Genomic DNA, 15811 nt, shown 5'->3' on the forward strand with positions numbered 1-15811 from the left:
TGGTGTTGGCGTGCGCGCGGCCGCTGCGGCTACAGTCTCGATGCGATCATGTCCACGCCCGCTGACGCGGGCCGCCGATGCGGGCACGCGGCCCGCTACCGAGGAGGAAACGCCGGATGCGGGCAGTGCAGATCGTCACCCTGGACGGGCCGTCGGCGGTACGGGTCACCGACATCGCGGAGCCCGACGGTGACGGCGCCGTCCTCATCGACGTGCACGCCGCCGGGGTGACCTTCCCCGACCTGCTGCAGACCCGCGGACTCTACCAGCTGAAACCGGACCCGCCGTTCGTGCCCGGCACCGAGGTGGCGGGGGTGGTCCGCTCGGCGCCGGAGGGCGCCGGGGTGCGCGCCGGCGATCGGGTCGCGGCCTTCCCAGGGCTCGGCGGATTCGCCGAGGTCGTCGCCGCCGACCCGAAGGCGGTGTTCGGCATCCCCGACAACATCTCGTTCCGCAAGGCCGCCGCCCTGCCGATGAACTACCTCACCGTCCACTTCGCACTGTGCCGGCGTGCGGCACTGCGCGAGGGTGAGCGGGTACTGGTGCACGGCGCCGCGGGCGGGATCGGAACGGCGGCGATCCAGCTCGCCGCCGCGCTCGGCGCACGGGTGATCGCGGTGACCTCCACGCCGGGCAAGGCCGAGATCGCGCGGGCCGCGGGCGCACACGACGTGGTCTCCTCGGACGGCTTCCTCGAACAGGTGCGTGAGCTCACCGCAGGGGCGGGGGTGGATGTGGTGGTCGACCCGGTCGGCGGCGACCGGTTCACCGACTCGCTGCGCGCGCTGGCGCCGGAAGGTCGACTGCTCGTTATCGGGTTCACCGCGGGTGAGATTCCCACCGTGAAAGTGAATCGCCTGCTGCTGAACAACATCGCGGTGGTCGGCGTCGGGTGGGGAGCCTTCTGGCAGCGGCGGCCGGAGTACCTGCGCCAGCAGTGGGAGGAACTGCTGCCGCTGCTGCAACAGGGCAGGTTGGACCCGCCCATCGGCAACGCGTATCCGCTGGCCGAGGCGGCGGCCGCGCTGACCGAACTGGACGAACGCAGGGCCACGGGCAAGGTCGTGCTGTTGCCGAGGTGAACCGAACGCCTCGGGTGTGGACCAATCGAACTGCTGGAGGTCAGGTGCGGCCACTCCGTATCGGCATTCTCGGCGCCGCGAGAATCGCGGGCAAGGCGATCGCCGCACCGGCAGCCGAGACCGGGCATCGGCTGGTCGCCGTCGCCGCCCGCGACCAGGCACGGGCACGGGACTTCGCCGAGCGTCACGGTGTCGAACGCGTGCTCGGCAGCTATGCCGAAGTGGTCACCGACCCCGACGTCGAAGTGGTCTACAACCCACTGCCCAACGCCTTGCACGGCCCGTGGAACATCGCCGCACTACGCGCGGGGAAGCCGGTGCTCACGGAGAAGCCGTTCGCAGGCAACGCCGAGGAGGCCGCCGAGGTCCGCGCGGTGGCCGCCGAAGCAGGACTGCCGATCATGGAGGGCTTCCACTACGTGCACCACCCGGTCACCAAGCGGCTGCACGAACTGCTGGACTCCGGAGAACTCGGCGAGCTGAGAGCCGTCGAGGTGGACATGATGATGCCCGCACCGGCCGACGACGATCCGCGCTGGTCACACCGGCTCGCCGGGGGCGCGCTGATGGACCTGGGATGCTACAGCCTGCACGCGCACAGGATGCTCGCACCGTGGGCGGGCGGAGCGCCTCGCCTTGTCGCGGCCGGCGGCGGGCAACGCGAGGGCAGGCCAGGCGTCGACGAGTGGCTGTACGCCGACCTGGAGTTCCCGGCAGGGGCAACGGGCAGGGCCCGCTGCCACATGGCGGCAGGCGAGCGACGCTTCACCTGCCGGATCATCGGCAGCAAGGCGGAAGCGGTCGCGGCCGACTTCGTGCGACCCGACATCGACGACCGCGTCACCGTCAGCGGCCGTGACGGCAGCCGTGTCGAGAAACCGGGCAGGCGAGCGTCCTACACCTACCAGCTCGAGGCGTTCGCTGCCCACCTGCGCGAAGGCGCGCCGTTGCGCAACGACGCCGACGACGCGCTGGAGACGATGAAACTCATCGACGCCTGCTACCGCGCCGCCGGGTTCGAACCCCGCCCGCGCGGCGAGCCGGTCGACGCGGGCGGCTGAGCCGCACCCGTCGACCGGACCGGGCCGGTCCGTTTCGTGGCTTGCAGTGGTTCTCGGCGGTGGCTCTCAGCGGCCCGGGCTTTCAGCGGCTGGCCAGGTCGGCCTGCGACCGCTCGCGGCTCTGCCGCCACACCCGCCAGGCGAGCACGCACAGCAGCACCCCGAACAGCGTGGCGAACCAGCCGATCGCCCAGGTGATCGCGAGCACGCCCGCACCGGGCGAGGCGAACAGCACCACGGCGAGCGCAACGGACAGCACTCCCGTCAGTGCGATCACCCAGTCGTGCTCGATCTCCTTGCGCAACCGCACCGCGGTAGCGAGCTGGGAGATGCCGACGATCAGCGCCCAGGCGGCGATGATGAACAGCAGTGCCAGCGCGGTGACACCCGGCCACACCAGGGCGATGACGCCCGCGGCTATCCCGGCTATCCCGGCGAGCGCCCACCAGCCGCGATTGCGCTCGACCCGGTCGGTGATGGCGGCCACCAGCCCGAAGGCGCCGTCCACCAGCATGAACGCACCCCACAACAGGATCAGCACCCACAGCGTCACGCCGGGCCACACCAGCGTGGCGACCCCGAACAGGATGGCCAGCACGCCGCGAACGGCCAACCAGCGCCATCCCCCGACGAACAGCCAGAGCATGTGCTACCTCCCTCGGTCGCAGGCCGCGGGACCGGTTGTGGGTCCCACAGCACTCACCGCCGAGCCAACGCCGCGATGACCAGGGCGGACAGGGCCGAAGGTCCCGCAGGTGCGTGGACTTCGAGCGGCACCCGGCAGGGCCGTGGGAGGTGGCGCAGGTCCGCTGTCAGGCCGCGTCGCGATGCAGGTTCTTCGCCGTGCGGGAGGTGGGCACGTCCGCGGGATCGGGGTAGGTGCGCAGCAACCGGTCGGCGGTACCCGCGGTCGTCACCGTGAACCAGTAGTGCTCGTTCTTGTAGTGGTGCAGGCGGTGGTTTCGCCAGACTGCCTTGTACAGCCGGGTGCGGGGCCGGTAGTCGCTGTGGATCAGATAGTGGGTCCACTCGTAGCCGAACCCGATCGCGCTGACCGACACCAGGAACGTCAGCCCGAGACCGGTGCGGGGGAAGGCCAGCCACGCGACGAGCGCGAGCGCCGCCAACAGCCACAGCAACACCTGCCACGGGATGAACACCAGCGGCACATCCCTCGGATCGGCGTGGTGCTCCCTGTGCTTTCGGGCGACCAGCGGGTCGATCCGCACACCCGCGACCCGACGCGGCCGCCAGTGCAGCACGCAGACGTGGATTATCCACTCCACGAACGGGAAGGACGCCACCATGGCTGCGGGCACGATCGCGTCGCCGAGCCGCCAGTCACCGACGAACAGCCGGGCGGTGACGCTCGCCGCGAACACCGCGCTGATGAGCCACGGCGACGGGTGCCGCCAGAACTCCCGCCACGCCCCCGCCAGCGGCAGCGGCTTGCTCCTCGCGGAAAGGCGCGCTTCGTCGGCGCGAACCCGTGCCCGCGCGGAAGCGTCCACAGTGGTGCTTTCGGTCTGCTCGGGGCGTGTCACGATGCCTCCGTTTCCTTGCGGGACAGCGGGTCGAGGACGGTTGCGCACTTCGGTTCCGGTGTTCCGCGGGGTATCCTCCCTGCTGTGGCCGAAGACCGTGCCGCAGCTGGGGCCCACTCCGGTCGGCTCCTGTGAGCGGAAAGGCGATGGTGGCTCACGTCGCCTCCTGCTCCAGGTCGCGGATCATGGCCAGCAGCTTTTCGGTGGCCGGTGCCAGCAGGTCCTCGGCGGCCGAGGTGGCACCGTCGGCATCGCCCTCGGTGATCGCGTCGGCGAGCAGGCGATAGGCCTCGACCCGATCCACTTCGGACGCCATCGCGCCCGCGAGGGCCTGCTGAGCGGGCTCGTAGGCAGCGCGCAGGCTGTTGAACATCAACCGGAACGCGATCGAGTCCGCACCGGTGACGATGTGGTCCCAAAACGTCAGCGCGTGCCGTTGCCGGGAAACCGGGTCGGAGTCGGATTCCAGTGCCGCGATGGCCTGCGTCAGTGGCGCGCGCAGCGCCTCGCCCGCGCGGCGCGCCGCCAGGCCCGCCACCTTCGGACCGACGGCCAACCTCGCCTCCAGGACACTGCGCACCACCCGCAGGTCCAGGTTGCCCGCCCGCAGCAGCAGCCGAGGCAGCAGGTCCAGACCGGCGTGCGTGCGGAAGTCCCTGATGCTGGTGCTACCACCCTGCCGCACTTCCACCAACCCCGCCTGCGCCATCCGCTGCAGTGCCTCCCGGACAGCGGGGCGGGACACGCCCAGCACCTCGGCGAGCCTGCGCTCGCTCGGCAGCGTGTCGCCGGGGGAGAAGTCGCCGCCGACCACGCCGTCGAGGATCTGCTGGAACACCTCGTCGGGCACCGAGCGACGAGAGACGGGCCGCAATGTCATGCCGCAACCCTAGGCCGGCCAGTGGCCAGAGGTCAACTGGTAAGACCAGCTTCCATCGGCGAGTCCGAGCTGCTCGAAGCCGTCTCACTGCGCGGCACGATGTCGCGTCGTGCCCGGCGCAGGGAGATCCGCGCACAGGTCGCCGCAGCAGAAGCGGAGGCCGCCGAGGCCCAAGCTGCGGAGAATGCCGCCGCTTCGGACGTCTCCCTCCGCCTGCGCATCAGCCGCACCCTTGACGCCTCAGCTGCGGCAGCGTGCCGCCGCTGAGCACATCCCTACATCGGCACTGGTGCGGCGACTGCTTACGCAGGCCGTGCACGAGCCCAGGACGGGTGAGTCCACCAAGGCTGACATCGAGAAGATCGCCCGCAAGGTCGCCCGAGAAGAAGTGCGGAATCGTGAGGTGAGCACGGAACTCTCGCCGAGTCGTCGTCGCGCTCTGTTCAGCGGGACCCGGCGTGCAGCTCGCCGAGGACAGCCAGGATCGCGTCGGTCACGGTTTCGGGATGGCTCACGGGCGCGAGGTGATGCAGGTCGAGTCTCGACACCGGCCACCGCAGTGCGCTCGCTTGTGATGCCGTCGTGCGGTAGACCTCGCTGAGCAGCAGGTAGCCCACCGGGATCGACGCGGCCCACCCGGACTTTCCGGGAAATGGTTCATCGAAGAACGACAGCGGCAGCCTGGGTATCTCTTGCTCGAACCGTTTTCGGATGCTCAAGTCGGGCAGCATCGAGGTCAGCGTTTCGGGTGGGAACCAGTGGTGCCACGGGGGAAGCCGCCCGTCTTCGGCGAGGTCGCGAAGTTGCCCGGCCAGTTCGGGGGGAACCGTCTGGAACCACGTCACGCCTGGTCGCGGCATCGCCGAGTCGACGAGGACCGCGCCGGTGACGCGGCGTCGCGTGGCCTGCGCGATCCCTGGCAGCAGCATCCCGGCCATGCTGTGGCAGGCCAGTGTCACCGGCCCGGGTGGGGTGCTGGATTCCATCGCGGCGGCAGCCGCGGCGGCGACGCGGCCCGGGGTCGGCCTCGGCCGCGCGGGCGGGCGCAGGTCGGGCAGGATGGCCCTCCTACCAGCGGCGTCGAGGTGAGCCCGCACCGCCCGCCAGGTGTGCGGGCCGACAAGCGGGCTGTGCAGCAGGACCACAGTGGGGTTCATCTCTGCAACGGCTCCACTCGGTTCTCAGGTCGCCGACCGCTGCGACGAAGCCGCGGCGCCGCGGGGCGACGACCGTGATTTCGCCTGCGCGGACTGCGCGTGTCGCTCGTAGTGCCGTCGCTGGCGCGCACGATTGCCGCAGTCGGCCGGGTCGCACCACTGGCGTCGACGGTTGCGGCTCGTGTCGAGAAACAGCCAGCCACAACCGGAGCACGCCGAGACGCGAAGCAGGGCATCCGCCGAGGTGAGCAGAGCCGCCGCGGCGGCGGCGACCTCGTCCGACAACGACGCGGCCGAAACCACCCATTCGGCCGCGCTCGCCTCGGCCGGAAACCGCAGCCGTCGACGGGCCCACACGCCGGCCGCCCGTGCTCCGATTTCGGACAGGTCGGCGTCCGTCGGCCGAGCACCCTCCGCGATCGCGAGGAAGGTTCGGGCTGTGACCTCGCGAAACCGCTTCAGTTCGGCAGGCGGTTCGGCAACGGCCGCGTCCAGACCCACGGCGGCACACCAACGTGAGACGTTGCTCGGCGGATCGAGCCAGTCGTGTTCCCTGTGGTCGCCCCGGTAGCTGACCAGGTTCGCGAAATCCAGGGCCAGGCTGCCACCCACGAGCTTGTACGTCCCGGCGTAGGTGCCGGGGTCCAGGTCGACGGGACGAGCCACTCCGCTCCTAACGGTCGAATCTTTGTTGACATGTTAGCAGAGTCGTGCTGCCATTCCTAACTACCTACAATCACTTAGAGCATTAGGGACGCGCCATGGTTCGCCGGAACACCCGAGACCCGCAGCCGCCCGAAGGCACCCGCGCCGCGGCTCCCACCGCGGCCGACCGGATCCCCGCGGAGCTGTACTTCGTGGTCTCGGCGATCTTTCACTACCTCGGCCCGGCCTTCGCGGTGCTGCTCTTCGCACGGATCGAGCCGCTCGGCGTCGCCTGGTTGCGCATCCTGGCCGCCGGGGTCGTCTTCGCGGCATGGCGACGTCCGTGGCGCCGGTGGGCGCGGGCGAACGCGGGGGAGAAGCGGGCGATCGTCGGGTGGGCGTGCGTCTTGGCGATCATGAATACCTGCTTCTACCTGGCGATCGATCGGCTGCCGTTGGGGACGGTGGCGGCGATCGAGTTCGCCGGTCCGGTCCTGCTGGCCGCGATCGGCGTCCGCAGTCCGCGCAACGTCGCGGCCCTGGTTTTCGCGGTCGGAGGCGTCGCCGCGCTGGCCGACGTGCGTCTGAGCGGCTCGCCCGCTGGCTTCGCGTTCGCGACCGCCAACATGCTCCTGTTCACCGGCTACATCGTGATCGCGCACCGGGTGTCGCGGCACCGCCAACTCGCGGGAATCGACGGTCTGGCGATGGCCATGCTGATCGCCGCCGTGGTCGCCCTTCCGGTCGGGATCACCGATGCGCTGCCCGCGTTCGGTGATGCGGTCGCGATCGGCGCGGCGGTGGGCGTCGGGGTGACCTCGTCGGTCATCCCCTACGTGCTGGACCAGCTCGCCATGCGGCGGCTGGCCCGGGCCACCTACGCGGTCATGGTCGCGCTGCTACCGGCCACCGCCACCGTCATCGGAATCGCCGTGCTGGGGCAGTTGCCCACGCCGGTCGAAGCTCTCGGCGTCGCGCTGGTCGTCGCGGGCGTCGCGCTGCACCGCGAGCCTGGCTGAGGCGGCGGGTGCGGGCTACCGCGCGCCTTTCGGGCGCCGGGGTGGTCACGGCTGCGCCGCCAACTCAGGTGCCGCGGCCAGCACGAGACTGTCGAGCACGAACGCGAACCACGCAGCGGTCAGATCGAACCGCGCACGCCGCCGCCTTCGCCTGCTGTAGAGGAACCGGGCCAGCGCGAAGGTCGTCAGCCAGTCGTCGAGATCGTCGGCGCCGAGCACAAGGGTGGGTGCGGTGGCAAGCTGGTCGCGCACCCGGCGGGCCGCCGCGCTGTCACGCAGCCGGTCCCGGTGCCGCTCCCGAAACGCCCGCGCCTGGTCCCTGCTCCGGTAGGCGTCGGGAAACATCCGAGCCAGCACCGTGGCCGCGGCCGGCGTGCGTCGTGGAAAAGCGCCACGCGGCACCTCGTCGGCGTCGAGGAAGCGGACCAGCTCGCCGGCGTGGTGGGAAAGGGTGGCGGCGACATTGGCGGACATGCGAACCGCGACGCCGTCAGCCACCCGGACGGCCTCGAAGTGGTCCAGTGTGATGTCGTGCCACAGCGCGTCGCCGGTCATCGGGCCACGCTCGCGTGCAGCCCGTACCGTTGCAGCCGCACCGCCAACTCCTCCGCTGCTTCCCGTTCGGCGAAGGTCGCGACCTCGGCGATGCGTCGACTGTGGACTTCCAGCATCAGCTCGACCGCCTCCTCGGGAGGCTTGCCGCACACCCGGTTGAGCGCGTAGGTGACCTGCGGCGCGGAGTTGACCTCGTCGTTGTGCAGCCGCACCCGCCACTGCCCGTCCCGTCGCACCCGGGGATCATCACACGGGCCGCCGGGGCGAAGGCGCACCGATGCGAAACGGTGATCCGGCGGTGATCCGGCTCAGCTTCGGGGCCCGAACCGCACCATGGGCAGGTGCCCGCCCGCCTCGCGAAAGTCCGCCTCGCTGCCGTCCACCTCCAGGCCCATCAGCGTCCGCAGCAGGTACCTGGCCACCCTGGGTCGCTTCGTGCCGTAGCGCACCATGATCTCCTCGGCCTCCTGCCGGGGCACCGAACTGGCTGTCGCGGGGATCGTGCGACCGCTCACCTGGACGGTGACGTCGGGATTCGCGCGAACGTTGCGGTACCAGTCGGCTTTGCGCCCGAATCCCGAAACCACGACGTAGCCACCGTCTGTTGTGTGCTCGACCACCTCCAGCACGATCCGGCGCGGCTTACCGGAGACACGGCCGGTGTGGTGCAACAGCAGCATTCTCGCCCCGAGCAGCCAACCGAGACGAGCGCGGTAGAGGTGGATCGGCAACCGGAACGCCCACCGCAGCACGCCGCGAGGGGGCCGGACTTCCTTGACGATTCTCATCCGCGCACTCCGTTTCCGGTAGGGGACCTTCGCGTGCCGACCATCGGCGCCTCCGGCACGAGGAAGCACACGAGCAGCTTGAGGTAGAACAGCAGGCCGAACCACGCCAGCCATGCGGGCAGCGGCAGCCAGGTCAGGTTCACCAGCACCGCGCCGAGATACAGGCCCACCGCGCTGACGCGCTTGAGTTCGACGGGTAACGCCTCGATGAGCACGGCCGAACCGAGCAGCAGCGCGGTGTTCACCACGAACCAGACCCACCCGCCCGCGTCGAGCACGGCGGGGACCGCCACCAGATACGCCAGGTGCGAGGCGACGAACAGCAACCGCCGCCGCGACCCGTGCCCGGGGCGGTGGTACCAGCGCTTCGCCGGGTTGGTCGCGTTGGTGAGCACGCCGCCGACCAGGTCGAACACCATGACGGCGAGGACGGCCAATTGCAGCGGGGACCGGTCGCTCCAGCCCCCCGTCGCGGCGAGGTAGGCCGCCAGCAGCGACATGCCCACCAGTTGTCCCGCCGCTTCGGCGATGTTCTCCCCGCGTGTCCGGCCCGGACCGAGGAAGCGCCGCAGCGCCCCGGCGGGTCCGGGCCGGGTCGGTGGGATGTGCCAGTCGATGGCGATGCCGGGCGGGGCTTGCGGGTTCACGCGTTCTCCTCCGTCTCGTGCCGGGGCGCGAGCAGTCGCCGCAGCGCTTCGAACTGCGCGCGCACCAGCCGTTCACTCTCGGCTCGCTCCAGCGCGGCGAGGTGCCGCAGGGTCCACTCGTCGAAGGCCCGCAGCACCGCGAACGTCACGTGCCGCTGCAGGCCGAGCGGTAGGTCGTCGCGCACCGCGCCACGTGCGCGCCCCGCTGCCAGCGCCCGGTCGAGCCAGCCCTCGGCCGCTGCTACGGCCGAGTCCACGGCGGCGCCGTGCCCGGTCGGCACGCCGGGCAGGTGGAACATCCTGCCCAGGTCCGTGAACAGTGGCTCGCGCTCGGCGAGGTCGGCCAGTCGTTCGAGCAGTCGCAGGGTGCTGGCCCAGAAATCGACCGCGAACTCCTCCGCCTCCGGAATCCGCAGCTGCCGCACGAGGCTGTCGCTCAATTCACGTACGACCAGCTCGAAAAGCTCTCGCTTGGAGTCGAGGTAGTAGTAGAAGGAGCTCTTGCTCATGCCGCAGGCGCGGATGATCCGGTTGAGGGAGGCCTGTTCGTAGCCTGCGGCCGCGAACTCCCTCGCCGCGGTCTCAAGCAGTCGTCGCCGCCTTTCCGGAGGCAGTGACGTTGTCGCGGAATCGCTCACAGCTACCATCGTAAACCGTGTGGACCGCGTGGTCCACACGTGGTCCAGAAGTGAGGACCGGCCGGTCCACACTGTTTCACGCAGGGGGCGTTGGCCCTGGTGGGTCAGCAGGGCAACAATGTCGGGGTGTCCGGTGCACGGGTGGAGGTCGAACTGCTGGGACCGGTGCGGGTCCTGCTCGATGCCGAGCAGGCCACACCTGCCGGCGAACCGCAGCGGGTACTGCTCGCTGAGCTCGCACTCGCGCGCGGGCGAGCGGTGAGCACCGCCGAACCGATCGAGGCACTGTGGCCGGACGAACCACCCGGGAACGCGCTGGGGAACCTGCAAAGCCACCTATCGCGGCTGCGACGGCTGCTGGGTACCGACCGGATCACCAAGGAGGCCGCCGGGTACCGGCTGAACATCGCCGAGGACGAGGTGGACATCGGCCGGGTCGAGCGGCTGGCCGAACAGGCGAGATCCTGCCCCGACCCGGAGCAGGCCGCGCGGCTGCTGGGGCAGGCGGTAGGCGCGTGGCGTGGGGAGCCACTGGCCGACCTGACCGACCGGCTGCCGCTGGAGTCCGAACGGGCACGACTGACCGAATGGCGGCGACAGCTGCGGCACGAGCGTTGTTGGGGTTGTTGCCGGACCTGGAGCAAGCCGCAAGGGCCGACCCGTTGAGCGAGCGGGTGCAGCTGTTGCTCATGCGCGCGAGGCACCGGTGCGGCCACACCGCCGAAGCGTTGGCCGCGGCGGAGGCCTACCGGCGGCGCTTCGCGGCCGAGCTGGGATCGACCCCGGCCCCGGGTTCGCGGACCTTGTACCGCAGGTTGCTCGGCGACGACGCCAGCGCGAGTGCTCCCCGGGAGGCGACGCCGCCGCGCACCGTCGAAGCCATGACGAACGGAGTAAAGGGAGTGGCGCTCAGGTGAGCGAGCCCGAGGTGACTGAGGTGACGGGGGTGGCCCGGCTCGGCACGATCGTGTCGATCTGGGCCCACCCGGACGACGAGACCTACCTCTGCGGCGGGATCATGGCCGCCGCCGTCGAGGCGGGCCTGCGGGTGGTGTGCGTCTGCGCCACCGAAGGGGAGCACGGCACCGACGACCCCTCCGCCTGGCCGCCCGAGCGGCTGGCGCGGGTGCGTCGGTGGGAGGCCGCGGCGGCGATGGCGATCCTCGGCGTGACCGAACACCGCTGGCTCGGCTACCCCGACGGCGGGCTCGCCGGGCTGGACCCGGACGGCCCGGTCCGTGCGCTGAGCGAGATCCTCACCGAGGTGCGGCCGGACACGATCCTGACGTTCGGCGAGGACGGCATGACCTTCCACCCGGACCACCGGACCGTGTCGGCGTGGGTCACGCGCGCCTGGCAGGAAGCGGGCCGTCCAGGACGGGTGCTGCACGCGTGCGTGACCGAGGAACACCTGCGCGAGTGGGGCGAGACCTACGAGCGGTGGGGCGTGTTCATGACCCAGGAGCGCCCTCGCGGGGTGCCCGCCGCCGAACTGGCCGTCCGGCTCCGATTGGAGGGAGCCGCGCTCGATCGAAAGATCGCGGCGCTCGCGGCGATGCACACCCAGACCGCGCGGGCCATGGCGCTGCTCGGCGAGCGGGACTACCGCTGGAACAACGCCGAGGAGTCCTTCGTGGCGGCGGACTTCTCGCGGCGCTGACCCCGTTGGGTCCGCACCGGTCACAGCCCGAGCAACCGGCGCAGCTCGCGGGCGTGCCTGCGGGAGACCTCGACGCGGCTGCGCCGGTGGTCGTCCATCACCAGCACGAGCGCACCGTTGAAGTCGGGCCGCAGTTCCCGAACGTGGTTGAGGTTGACGAGGTACGCACGGTGGGTGCGGAAGAAGTGCTTGCCGAGCCTGCGTTCCAGCTCGTTCAGCGAGAGGCTGACCAGTACCCGTTCCCCGGCGAGCTGCAGGTAGGAGTAGCCGCGTGCGGCGCTGGCGTACAGGATCGCGGACTCGTCGATGAGTACGGTGCGACCGCCCTGCTGCACCGGGATGCGGCCGAGCGGGTCGGGTTGGGAGTTCCTGGCCTGCTCGCTCCTGGCCGGTGGCGCGGTCTCGGTCTCCTCGGGGGTCGCGGTGAGCGCGCGGTCGAGTGCCCTGCCCAGCCGCTGCGCGTCGAACGGTTTGACGAGGTAGTCGACGGCGTCCACGTCGAACGCGTCGACCGCGTAGTCGGGGTAGGCGGTGGTGAAGATGACCTTGGGCGCGTTCGGCGCGTCGCGCACCGCCTCGGCGACCTCCAGCCCGGTGCCGCCGGGCATCTTGATGTCGAGCAGGACGAGGTCGTAGGCGAGCGATCGGAGCAGGACCAGCGCCTCCTCGGCGTTGGTCGCCTCGCCGACCACCTGGACGTGGTCGAACGTGCCGAGGAGGTAGCGCAGCTCCTCCCTGGCCGGCGCCTCATCGTCAACGATCAGGCAACGGGCACGCATGCCGATCATCCCAAGGGTATTCGCAGGTCGACAATGGTCCCGTCACCGTAGTCGGACTGGATGTCGAGACGGTAACGTTCGCCGAAGAGCGCCTCGAGCCGTTGCGAGATGTTGCGCAGCCCGACCCCGCCCTCGGCGTCACCCTCGCCCGTGGTGAGCCGTTCGAGCAGTTCCGGGGACATGCCGACGCCGTCGTCGCAGACCCGGATCGAGGTGGTCCTGGTCAGCGGGTCCACCCTGGCCTTCAGTGTCACGGTGCCGCCGTCCACCTTGCTCGCGAGGCCGTGTTTGACCGCGTTCTCCACCAGCGGCTGGATGGTCAGCACGGGCACGTGCGCGGTGAGCACCTGCGGGTCGACGTCGTAGCGCACGCGCAGCCGCTCGCCGTAGCGGGCCTGCTCAAGGGACAGGTAGGTGCGCACGAAGAAGTACTCCTGTCCGAACTCGACAAGGTGCCCCTCCTGCCGGACGGCGTAGCGGAAGAAGTCCGAAAGGCGCAGCAGCAGCCTGCGCGCCTCCTCCGGGTCGGTACGGGCCTTGGACGCGATCGTGTTCAGGGTGTTGAACAGGAAGTGCGGGTTGATCTGGGCGCGCAGCGCGTCGAGCTTGGCGTCGACGGCGAGCTTGCGCTCGTGGTCCAGTTCGGCCAGTTCCAGGTGCAGCGACATGATCCCGGCCAGGCCCTTCACCACGTCCTTGGGCGGCGGGATGTCGTCCAACCGGTACACCTTGAGCGTTCCCACGATGCGTTTGCCGATGGCCAGTGGCGCGATGACGGCGGTCCGCAGTGGGCAGTCCGGTTCGGGGCAGCCCAGGCGGTCCCTTGCGCGTACGACGATCGTCCTGCCCCTGGCGAGCACCCGGGAGGACACCTCGGTCCTCGGCCGGTCGCCGACGGTGTGGTGGTCGGAGCCGGGTCCGAGGAAGGCAAGCACCCGCTCGCGGTCGGTGATCGCGACGGCGTCTCCGCCCAGGACGGGATGCAGGAACCGGACGGCGCGGCCCGCTGCCTCCGTGGTGAGCCCGGAACGCAGCGGCATCGAGCGGCCCATCGCGGCGATCGTGTGGCTCTGCCGTCCCGCGACGCGGCGCGGCGAGCGCCGGGGGCCGCGCAGCGCGGACGGGTAGCCGATGGTCACCATGAGCGTGAGGCCGAGGCCGATCGCGATGGTTGCCTCGACGCCCAGCGGCGGGTCCGGCAGCACCTGTGTGAACAGGTACACGAACCCCCATGTGCCCACGACCGCGATCGCCAGCGGAAGGCTGCCGTTCCTCATCGCCGTTTCCCCGTGCCGACGCCCGCGATGGTGAGCTTCGCCAGCCGTACCGCCCTGCGGTCGCCCGCGGTGCCGTGCAGCCTCAGCCACAGCCGGTCCACATCGGAGGGCGGATTGGTGCGCAGTGACACGGCAACGGTCACCACACTTGCCAGTGGCGCGGCGACGATGGTGGGGGTGAGCAGCAACTCGCCGAGGTCACTTTCGCCGACCGAGGGCGCGGCGGCGACCAGCGCGACCGCGGTGAGCGCGCCGACGGTCATCCCGGCCACCGCGCCCGTCGCCGTGGTGCGCCGCCACCAGATCGACAGGATGAACACGGGCGCGAGTGCCGACCCCGCCAGCGCGAACGCCCACGTGACCATCGTGGCCACGATCGAGGGGAACAGCGCGGTCAGCGAGTACGGGCGCAGCAGCAGCGCCAGCCCCGCCGACAGCGCCGCGGCCACCAGCACGGCCCAGCGGCCCGCCCACACCGCCTGCCGCTGGGTAGCGTCGCGGTTGATGTGCCGCTCGTAGACGTCGTGGCCCCAGGACGCCGCCGACGCCAGCAGCAGTCCCGCGATGGTCGAGAGGACCGCGACGAGCGCGCCGATCGCCACGATCGCGAGTCCGGCTTCGCCACCGTAGATCCGGCCGAGCACCAGCGGCGCGTACTCGGGCACCCGCAGCACGCCGTCGACGGTGAGGGCGGCCAGCCACGGCCGATCGGTCGCCGCGTCGGCCACGAGCGTCCGCGCCGCCGTTCCCAGCATCACCGCGAGCGCGTAGAACGCGCCAGCGAATCCGAGCACCCACACGGTCGTCATGCGCGCGGCCGTGCCGGTGGGGCTGGTGAAGTACCGGTTCATCACGTGTGGCAGCCCGGCCGTGCCCAACACGAGCGTGACGATGAGCGTGATCTGCCCCAGCGGGCCGTACCGGCCGCCGGGGTGGCCGAAGAACGCGGACTCGCCCGACTCCAGTCGGCTGGGTTCGGTACGCAGCTGCCACTGCCCGTCGACCTGGACCGGGTTGGCGAGCGGTTCGTCGGTCAGCTTGTCGACCGCGCTCGGGTAGTCGAAGCCCGAGCCGATCACCACGACCGCCAGCCAGATGAACACCGCGAGCAGCAGCAGGAACTGCACCGCCTGCGTCCAGGTGGTGCCGCGCATCCCGCCGACCACGACGAGCAGTGCGATGACCACTGTGGACACCAGCACGCCGGTGACGTACGGCGAGAGCCCGGCGAAGCCAGCTCCGACGAGCAGCTCCCACGTCAGGCCGCTGCCGACCGCCTGCGGCACCAGGTAGGAGAGGATCACCAGTTGCACCACGGTGACGGCGGTGAGCCGCACCCGCTCCGAGTCGAGCCTGCGCCCGAGGAAGTCGGGGATGGAGAACTCGCCGAAGCGGCGCAGCGGAGCGGCGACGAACAGCAGCACCGGCACGAAACCGGCGGCGAACCCCGTCGCGTACCAGACGCCGTCCAGCCCCGAGACGTAGACCGCGGCGGCGACGCCGAGAAACGACGCGGCGGAGAAGTAGTCGCCGCAGATGGCGCACGCGTTGGTGACGACGCCGACCCGCCTGCCTGCGAGGTAGAACTCCAGCGTCGAGGCTCCGCGCGGTCGCAGCACGAGGCCGACCACCAGGACGCTGACCAGCAGGGCGGCCAGCACCGCGAGGCTCGCGGCGATCACGGTCGCTCGTCTCCGGTGTCGGGAAGGTCCTGCTGCTCACCGAGCATGCGGTCCTCCACCGCGTTGGACAGTGTCGCGGCCGCGGCCGCGAGCAGGAAGAAGAAGACGTACAGCCCGAACGCGGCCAGCACGAAACTCGGGGTCATGCCGCCGACGAGGCGACCCCGCGACCACCAGTCGACGGTGAGCGTCAGTACCGGCACGGCGACGACAACGCCGAGAAACACGACGAAGTGCCCGACCACGACGCGGCGCACGGTGCGGAAGGCCGCGTCCACGTCCGCGGGCGCGTCGTACTCGTCCCCGGGGTCGTGGCCGGTGAACCGCGGATCGTCGTCGGTCGCAGGCACATCGGGACCCTACTGCCGCAACGGGCGCAGCAGAACTGTTCCGCCGC

General features: G+C 70.8%; 18 protein-coding genes and 1 pseudogene. 5 read left to right on the plus strand and 14 right to left on the minus strand.

The genetic code is table 11. The features are described 5' to 3' along the window. Window positions 1-116: 116 nt before the first annotated feature. Both SACMADRAFT_RS12440 and SACMADRAFT_RS12445 read left to right on the plus strand, forming a co-directional pair. Window positions 117-1082 carry an NADPH:quinone oxidoreductase family protein gene (locus SACMADRAFT_RS12440; protein ID WP_009154173.1) on the plus strand — a complete coding sequence of 322 codons (966 nt, stop codon included), beginning with the start codon at window positions 117-119 and terminating at the stop codon, window positions 1080-1082. A 44-nt stretch (window positions 1083-1126) separates the two neighbouring features. Next, window positions 1127-2143: a Gfo/Idh/MocA family protein gene (locus SACMADRAFT_RS12445; protein ID WP_009154174.1), complete on the plus strand. Its 1017-nt coding sequence runs from the start codon at window positions 1127-1129 to the stop codon at window positions 2141-2143. Window positions 2144-2225: 82 nt separating this feature from the next. Here the strand turns inward: SACMADRAFT_RS12445 and SACMADRAFT_RS12450 are convergent, their stop codons facing one another. From SACMADRAFT_RS12450 to SACMADRAFT_RS30895, 5 genes are all read right to left on the minus strand, one after another. Then, complete coding sequence (locus SACMADRAFT_RS12450; RefSeq protein ID WP_009154175.1) at window positions 2226-2789, minus strand: HdeD family acid-resistance protein; 564 nt, start codon at window positions 2787-2789, stop codon at window positions 2226-2228. Window positions 2790-2955: 166 nt separating this feature from the next. Then, window positions 2956-3687, minus strand: a complete 732-nt coding sequence (locus SACMADRAFT_RS12455; RefSeq protein ID WP_009154176.1) for a sterol desaturase family protein — start codon at window positions 3685-3687, stop codon at window positions 2956-2958. Between the two features lie 154 nt (window positions 3688-3841). After that, window positions 3842-4567: a FadR/GntR family transcriptional regulator gene (locus SACMADRAFT_RS12460; protein ID WP_009154177.1), complete on the minus strand. Its 726-nt coding sequence runs from the start codon at window positions 4565-4567 to the stop codon at window positions 3842-3844. Between the two features lie 443 nt (window positions 4568-5010). Further along, window positions 5011-5724 (minus strand): alpha/beta fold hydrolase, encoded by a 714-nt coding sequence (locus SACMADRAFT_RS12465; RefSeq protein ID WP_009154178.1) that lies wholly within the window; start codon window positions 5722-5724, stop codon window positions 5011-5013. Between the two features lie 24 nt (window positions 5725-5748). Then, on the minus strand, window positions 5749-6390 hold the full coding sequence (locus SACMADRAFT_RS30895; RefSeq protein ID WP_009154179.1) for a CGNR zinc finger domain-containing protein: 642 nt from the start codon (window positions 6388-6390) through the stop codon (window positions 5749-5751). A 95-nt stretch (window positions 6391-6485) separates the two neighbouring features. Here SACMADRAFT_RS30895 and SACMADRAFT_RS12475 point away from each other — a divergent pair, with 95 nt between their 5' ends. Continuing rightward, a complete protein-coding gene (locus tag SACMADRAFT_RS12475; RefSeq protein ID WP_009154180.1) occupies window positions 6486-7388 on the plus strand; it encodes an EamA family transporter in 903 nt (300 codons plus the stop codon). A 45-nt stretch (window positions 7389-7433) separates the two neighbouring features. Here SACMADRAFT_RS12475 and SACMADRAFT_RS12480 read toward each other — a convergent pair whose 3' ends face one another. The 5 genes from SACMADRAFT_RS12480 to SACMADRAFT_RS12500 form a co-directional block, all read right to left on the minus strand. Next, window positions 7434-7943 carry a DUF2017 family protein gene (locus tag SACMADRAFT_RS12480; RefSeq protein WP_009154181.1) on the minus strand — a complete coding sequence of 170 codons (510 nt, stop codon included), beginning with the start codon at window positions 7941-7943 and terminating at the stop codon, window positions 7434-7436. Next, window positions 7940-8179 (minus strand): ATP-dependent Clp protease adaptor ClpS, encoded by a 240-nt coding sequence (locus tag SACMADRAFT_RS12485; protein WP_040925671.1) that lies wholly within the window; start codon window positions 8177-8179, stop codon window positions 7940-7942. The genes SACMADRAFT_RS12480 and SACMADRAFT_RS12485 overlap by 4 nt, the downstream gene beginning before the upstream one ends. 72 nt (window positions 8180-8251) lie before the next feature. Beyond that, window positions 8252-8731, minus strand: a complete 480-nt coding sequence (locus SACMADRAFT_RS12490) for a nitroreductase family deazaflavin-dependent oxidoreductase (RefSeq protein ID WP_009154183.1) — start codon at window positions 8729-8731, stop codon at window positions 8252-8254. Further along, entirely contained in the window at window positions 8728-9378 is a 651-nt protein-coding gene (locus tag SACMADRAFT_RS12495; protein ID WP_009154184.1) for a hypothetical protein, read from the minus strand. The genes SACMADRAFT_RS12490 and SACMADRAFT_RS12495 overlap by 4 nt, the downstream gene beginning before the upstream one ends. After that, entirely contained in the window at window positions 9375-10025 is a 651-nt protein-coding gene (locus tag SACMADRAFT_RS12500; RefSeq protein WP_009154185.1) for a TetR/AcrR family transcriptional regulator, read from the minus strand. Before SACMADRAFT_RS12500 ends, SACMADRAFT_RS12495 begins: the two co-directional genes overlap by 4 nt. A gap of 411 nt (window positions 10026-10436) precedes the next feature. Here SACMADRAFT_RS12500 and SACMADRAFT_RS30900 point away from each other — a divergent pair. Both SACMADRAFT_RS30900 and SACMADRAFT_RS12515 read left to right on the plus strand, forming a co-directional pair. Beyond that, window positions 10437-10933, plus strand: a pseudogene (locus SACMADRAFT_RS30900) (AfsR/SARP family transcriptional regulator). Next, window positions 10930-11676 carry a PIG-L deacetylase family protein gene (locus SACMADRAFT_RS12515; RefSeq protein ID WP_009154186.1) on the plus strand — a complete coding sequence of 249 codons (747 nt, stop codon included), beginning with the start codon at window positions 10930-10932 and terminating at the stop codon, window positions 11674-11676. Before SACMADRAFT_RS30900 ends, SACMADRAFT_RS12515 begins: the two are co-directional and overlap by 4 nt. A 20-nt stretch (window positions 11677-11696) precedes the next feature. Here SACMADRAFT_RS12515 and SACMADRAFT_RS12520 read toward each other — a convergent pair whose 3' ends face one another. From SACMADRAFT_RS12520 to SACMADRAFT_RS12535, 4 genes are read right to left on the minus strand one after another with little or no spacing between them, the layout of a single operon-like run. Further along, window positions 11697-12464 (minus strand): LytR/AlgR family response regulator transcription factor, encoded by a 768-nt coding sequence (locus SACMADRAFT_RS12520; RefSeq protein WP_198285970.1) that lies wholly within the window; start codon window positions 12462-12464, stop codon window positions 11697-11699. Continuing rightward, window positions 12461-13732, minus strand: coding sequence for a histidine kinase (locus SACMADRAFT_RS12525; RefSeq protein WP_009154188.1), 1272 nt, complete (start codon window positions 13730-13732; stop codon window positions 12461-12463). Before SACMADRAFT_RS12525 ends, SACMADRAFT_RS12520 begins: the two co-directional genes overlap by 4 nt. Next, window positions 13729-15414 (minus strand): solute symporter family protein, encoded by a 1686-nt coding sequence (locus SACMADRAFT_RS12530; protein ID WP_009154189.1) that lies wholly within the window; start codon window positions 15412-15414, stop codon window positions 13729-13731. Before SACMADRAFT_RS12530 ends, SACMADRAFT_RS12525 begins: the two co-directional genes overlap by 4 nt. Further along, window positions 15411-15764 carry a hypothetical protein gene (locus SACMADRAFT_RS12535; RefSeq protein WP_009154190.1) on the minus strand — a complete coding sequence of 118 codons (354 nt, stop codon included), beginning with the start codon at window positions 15762-15764 and terminating at the stop codon, window positions 15411-15413. Before SACMADRAFT_RS12535 ends, SACMADRAFT_RS12530 begins: the two co-directional genes overlap by 4 nt. Window positions 15765-15811 lie beyond the last annotated feature (47 nt).

This window comes from Saccharomonospora marina XMU15 (assembly GCF_000244955.1).
GTDB lineage: Bacteria > Actinomycetota > Actinomycetes > Mycobacteriales > Pseudonocardiaceae > Saccharomonospora_A > Saccharomonospora_A marina.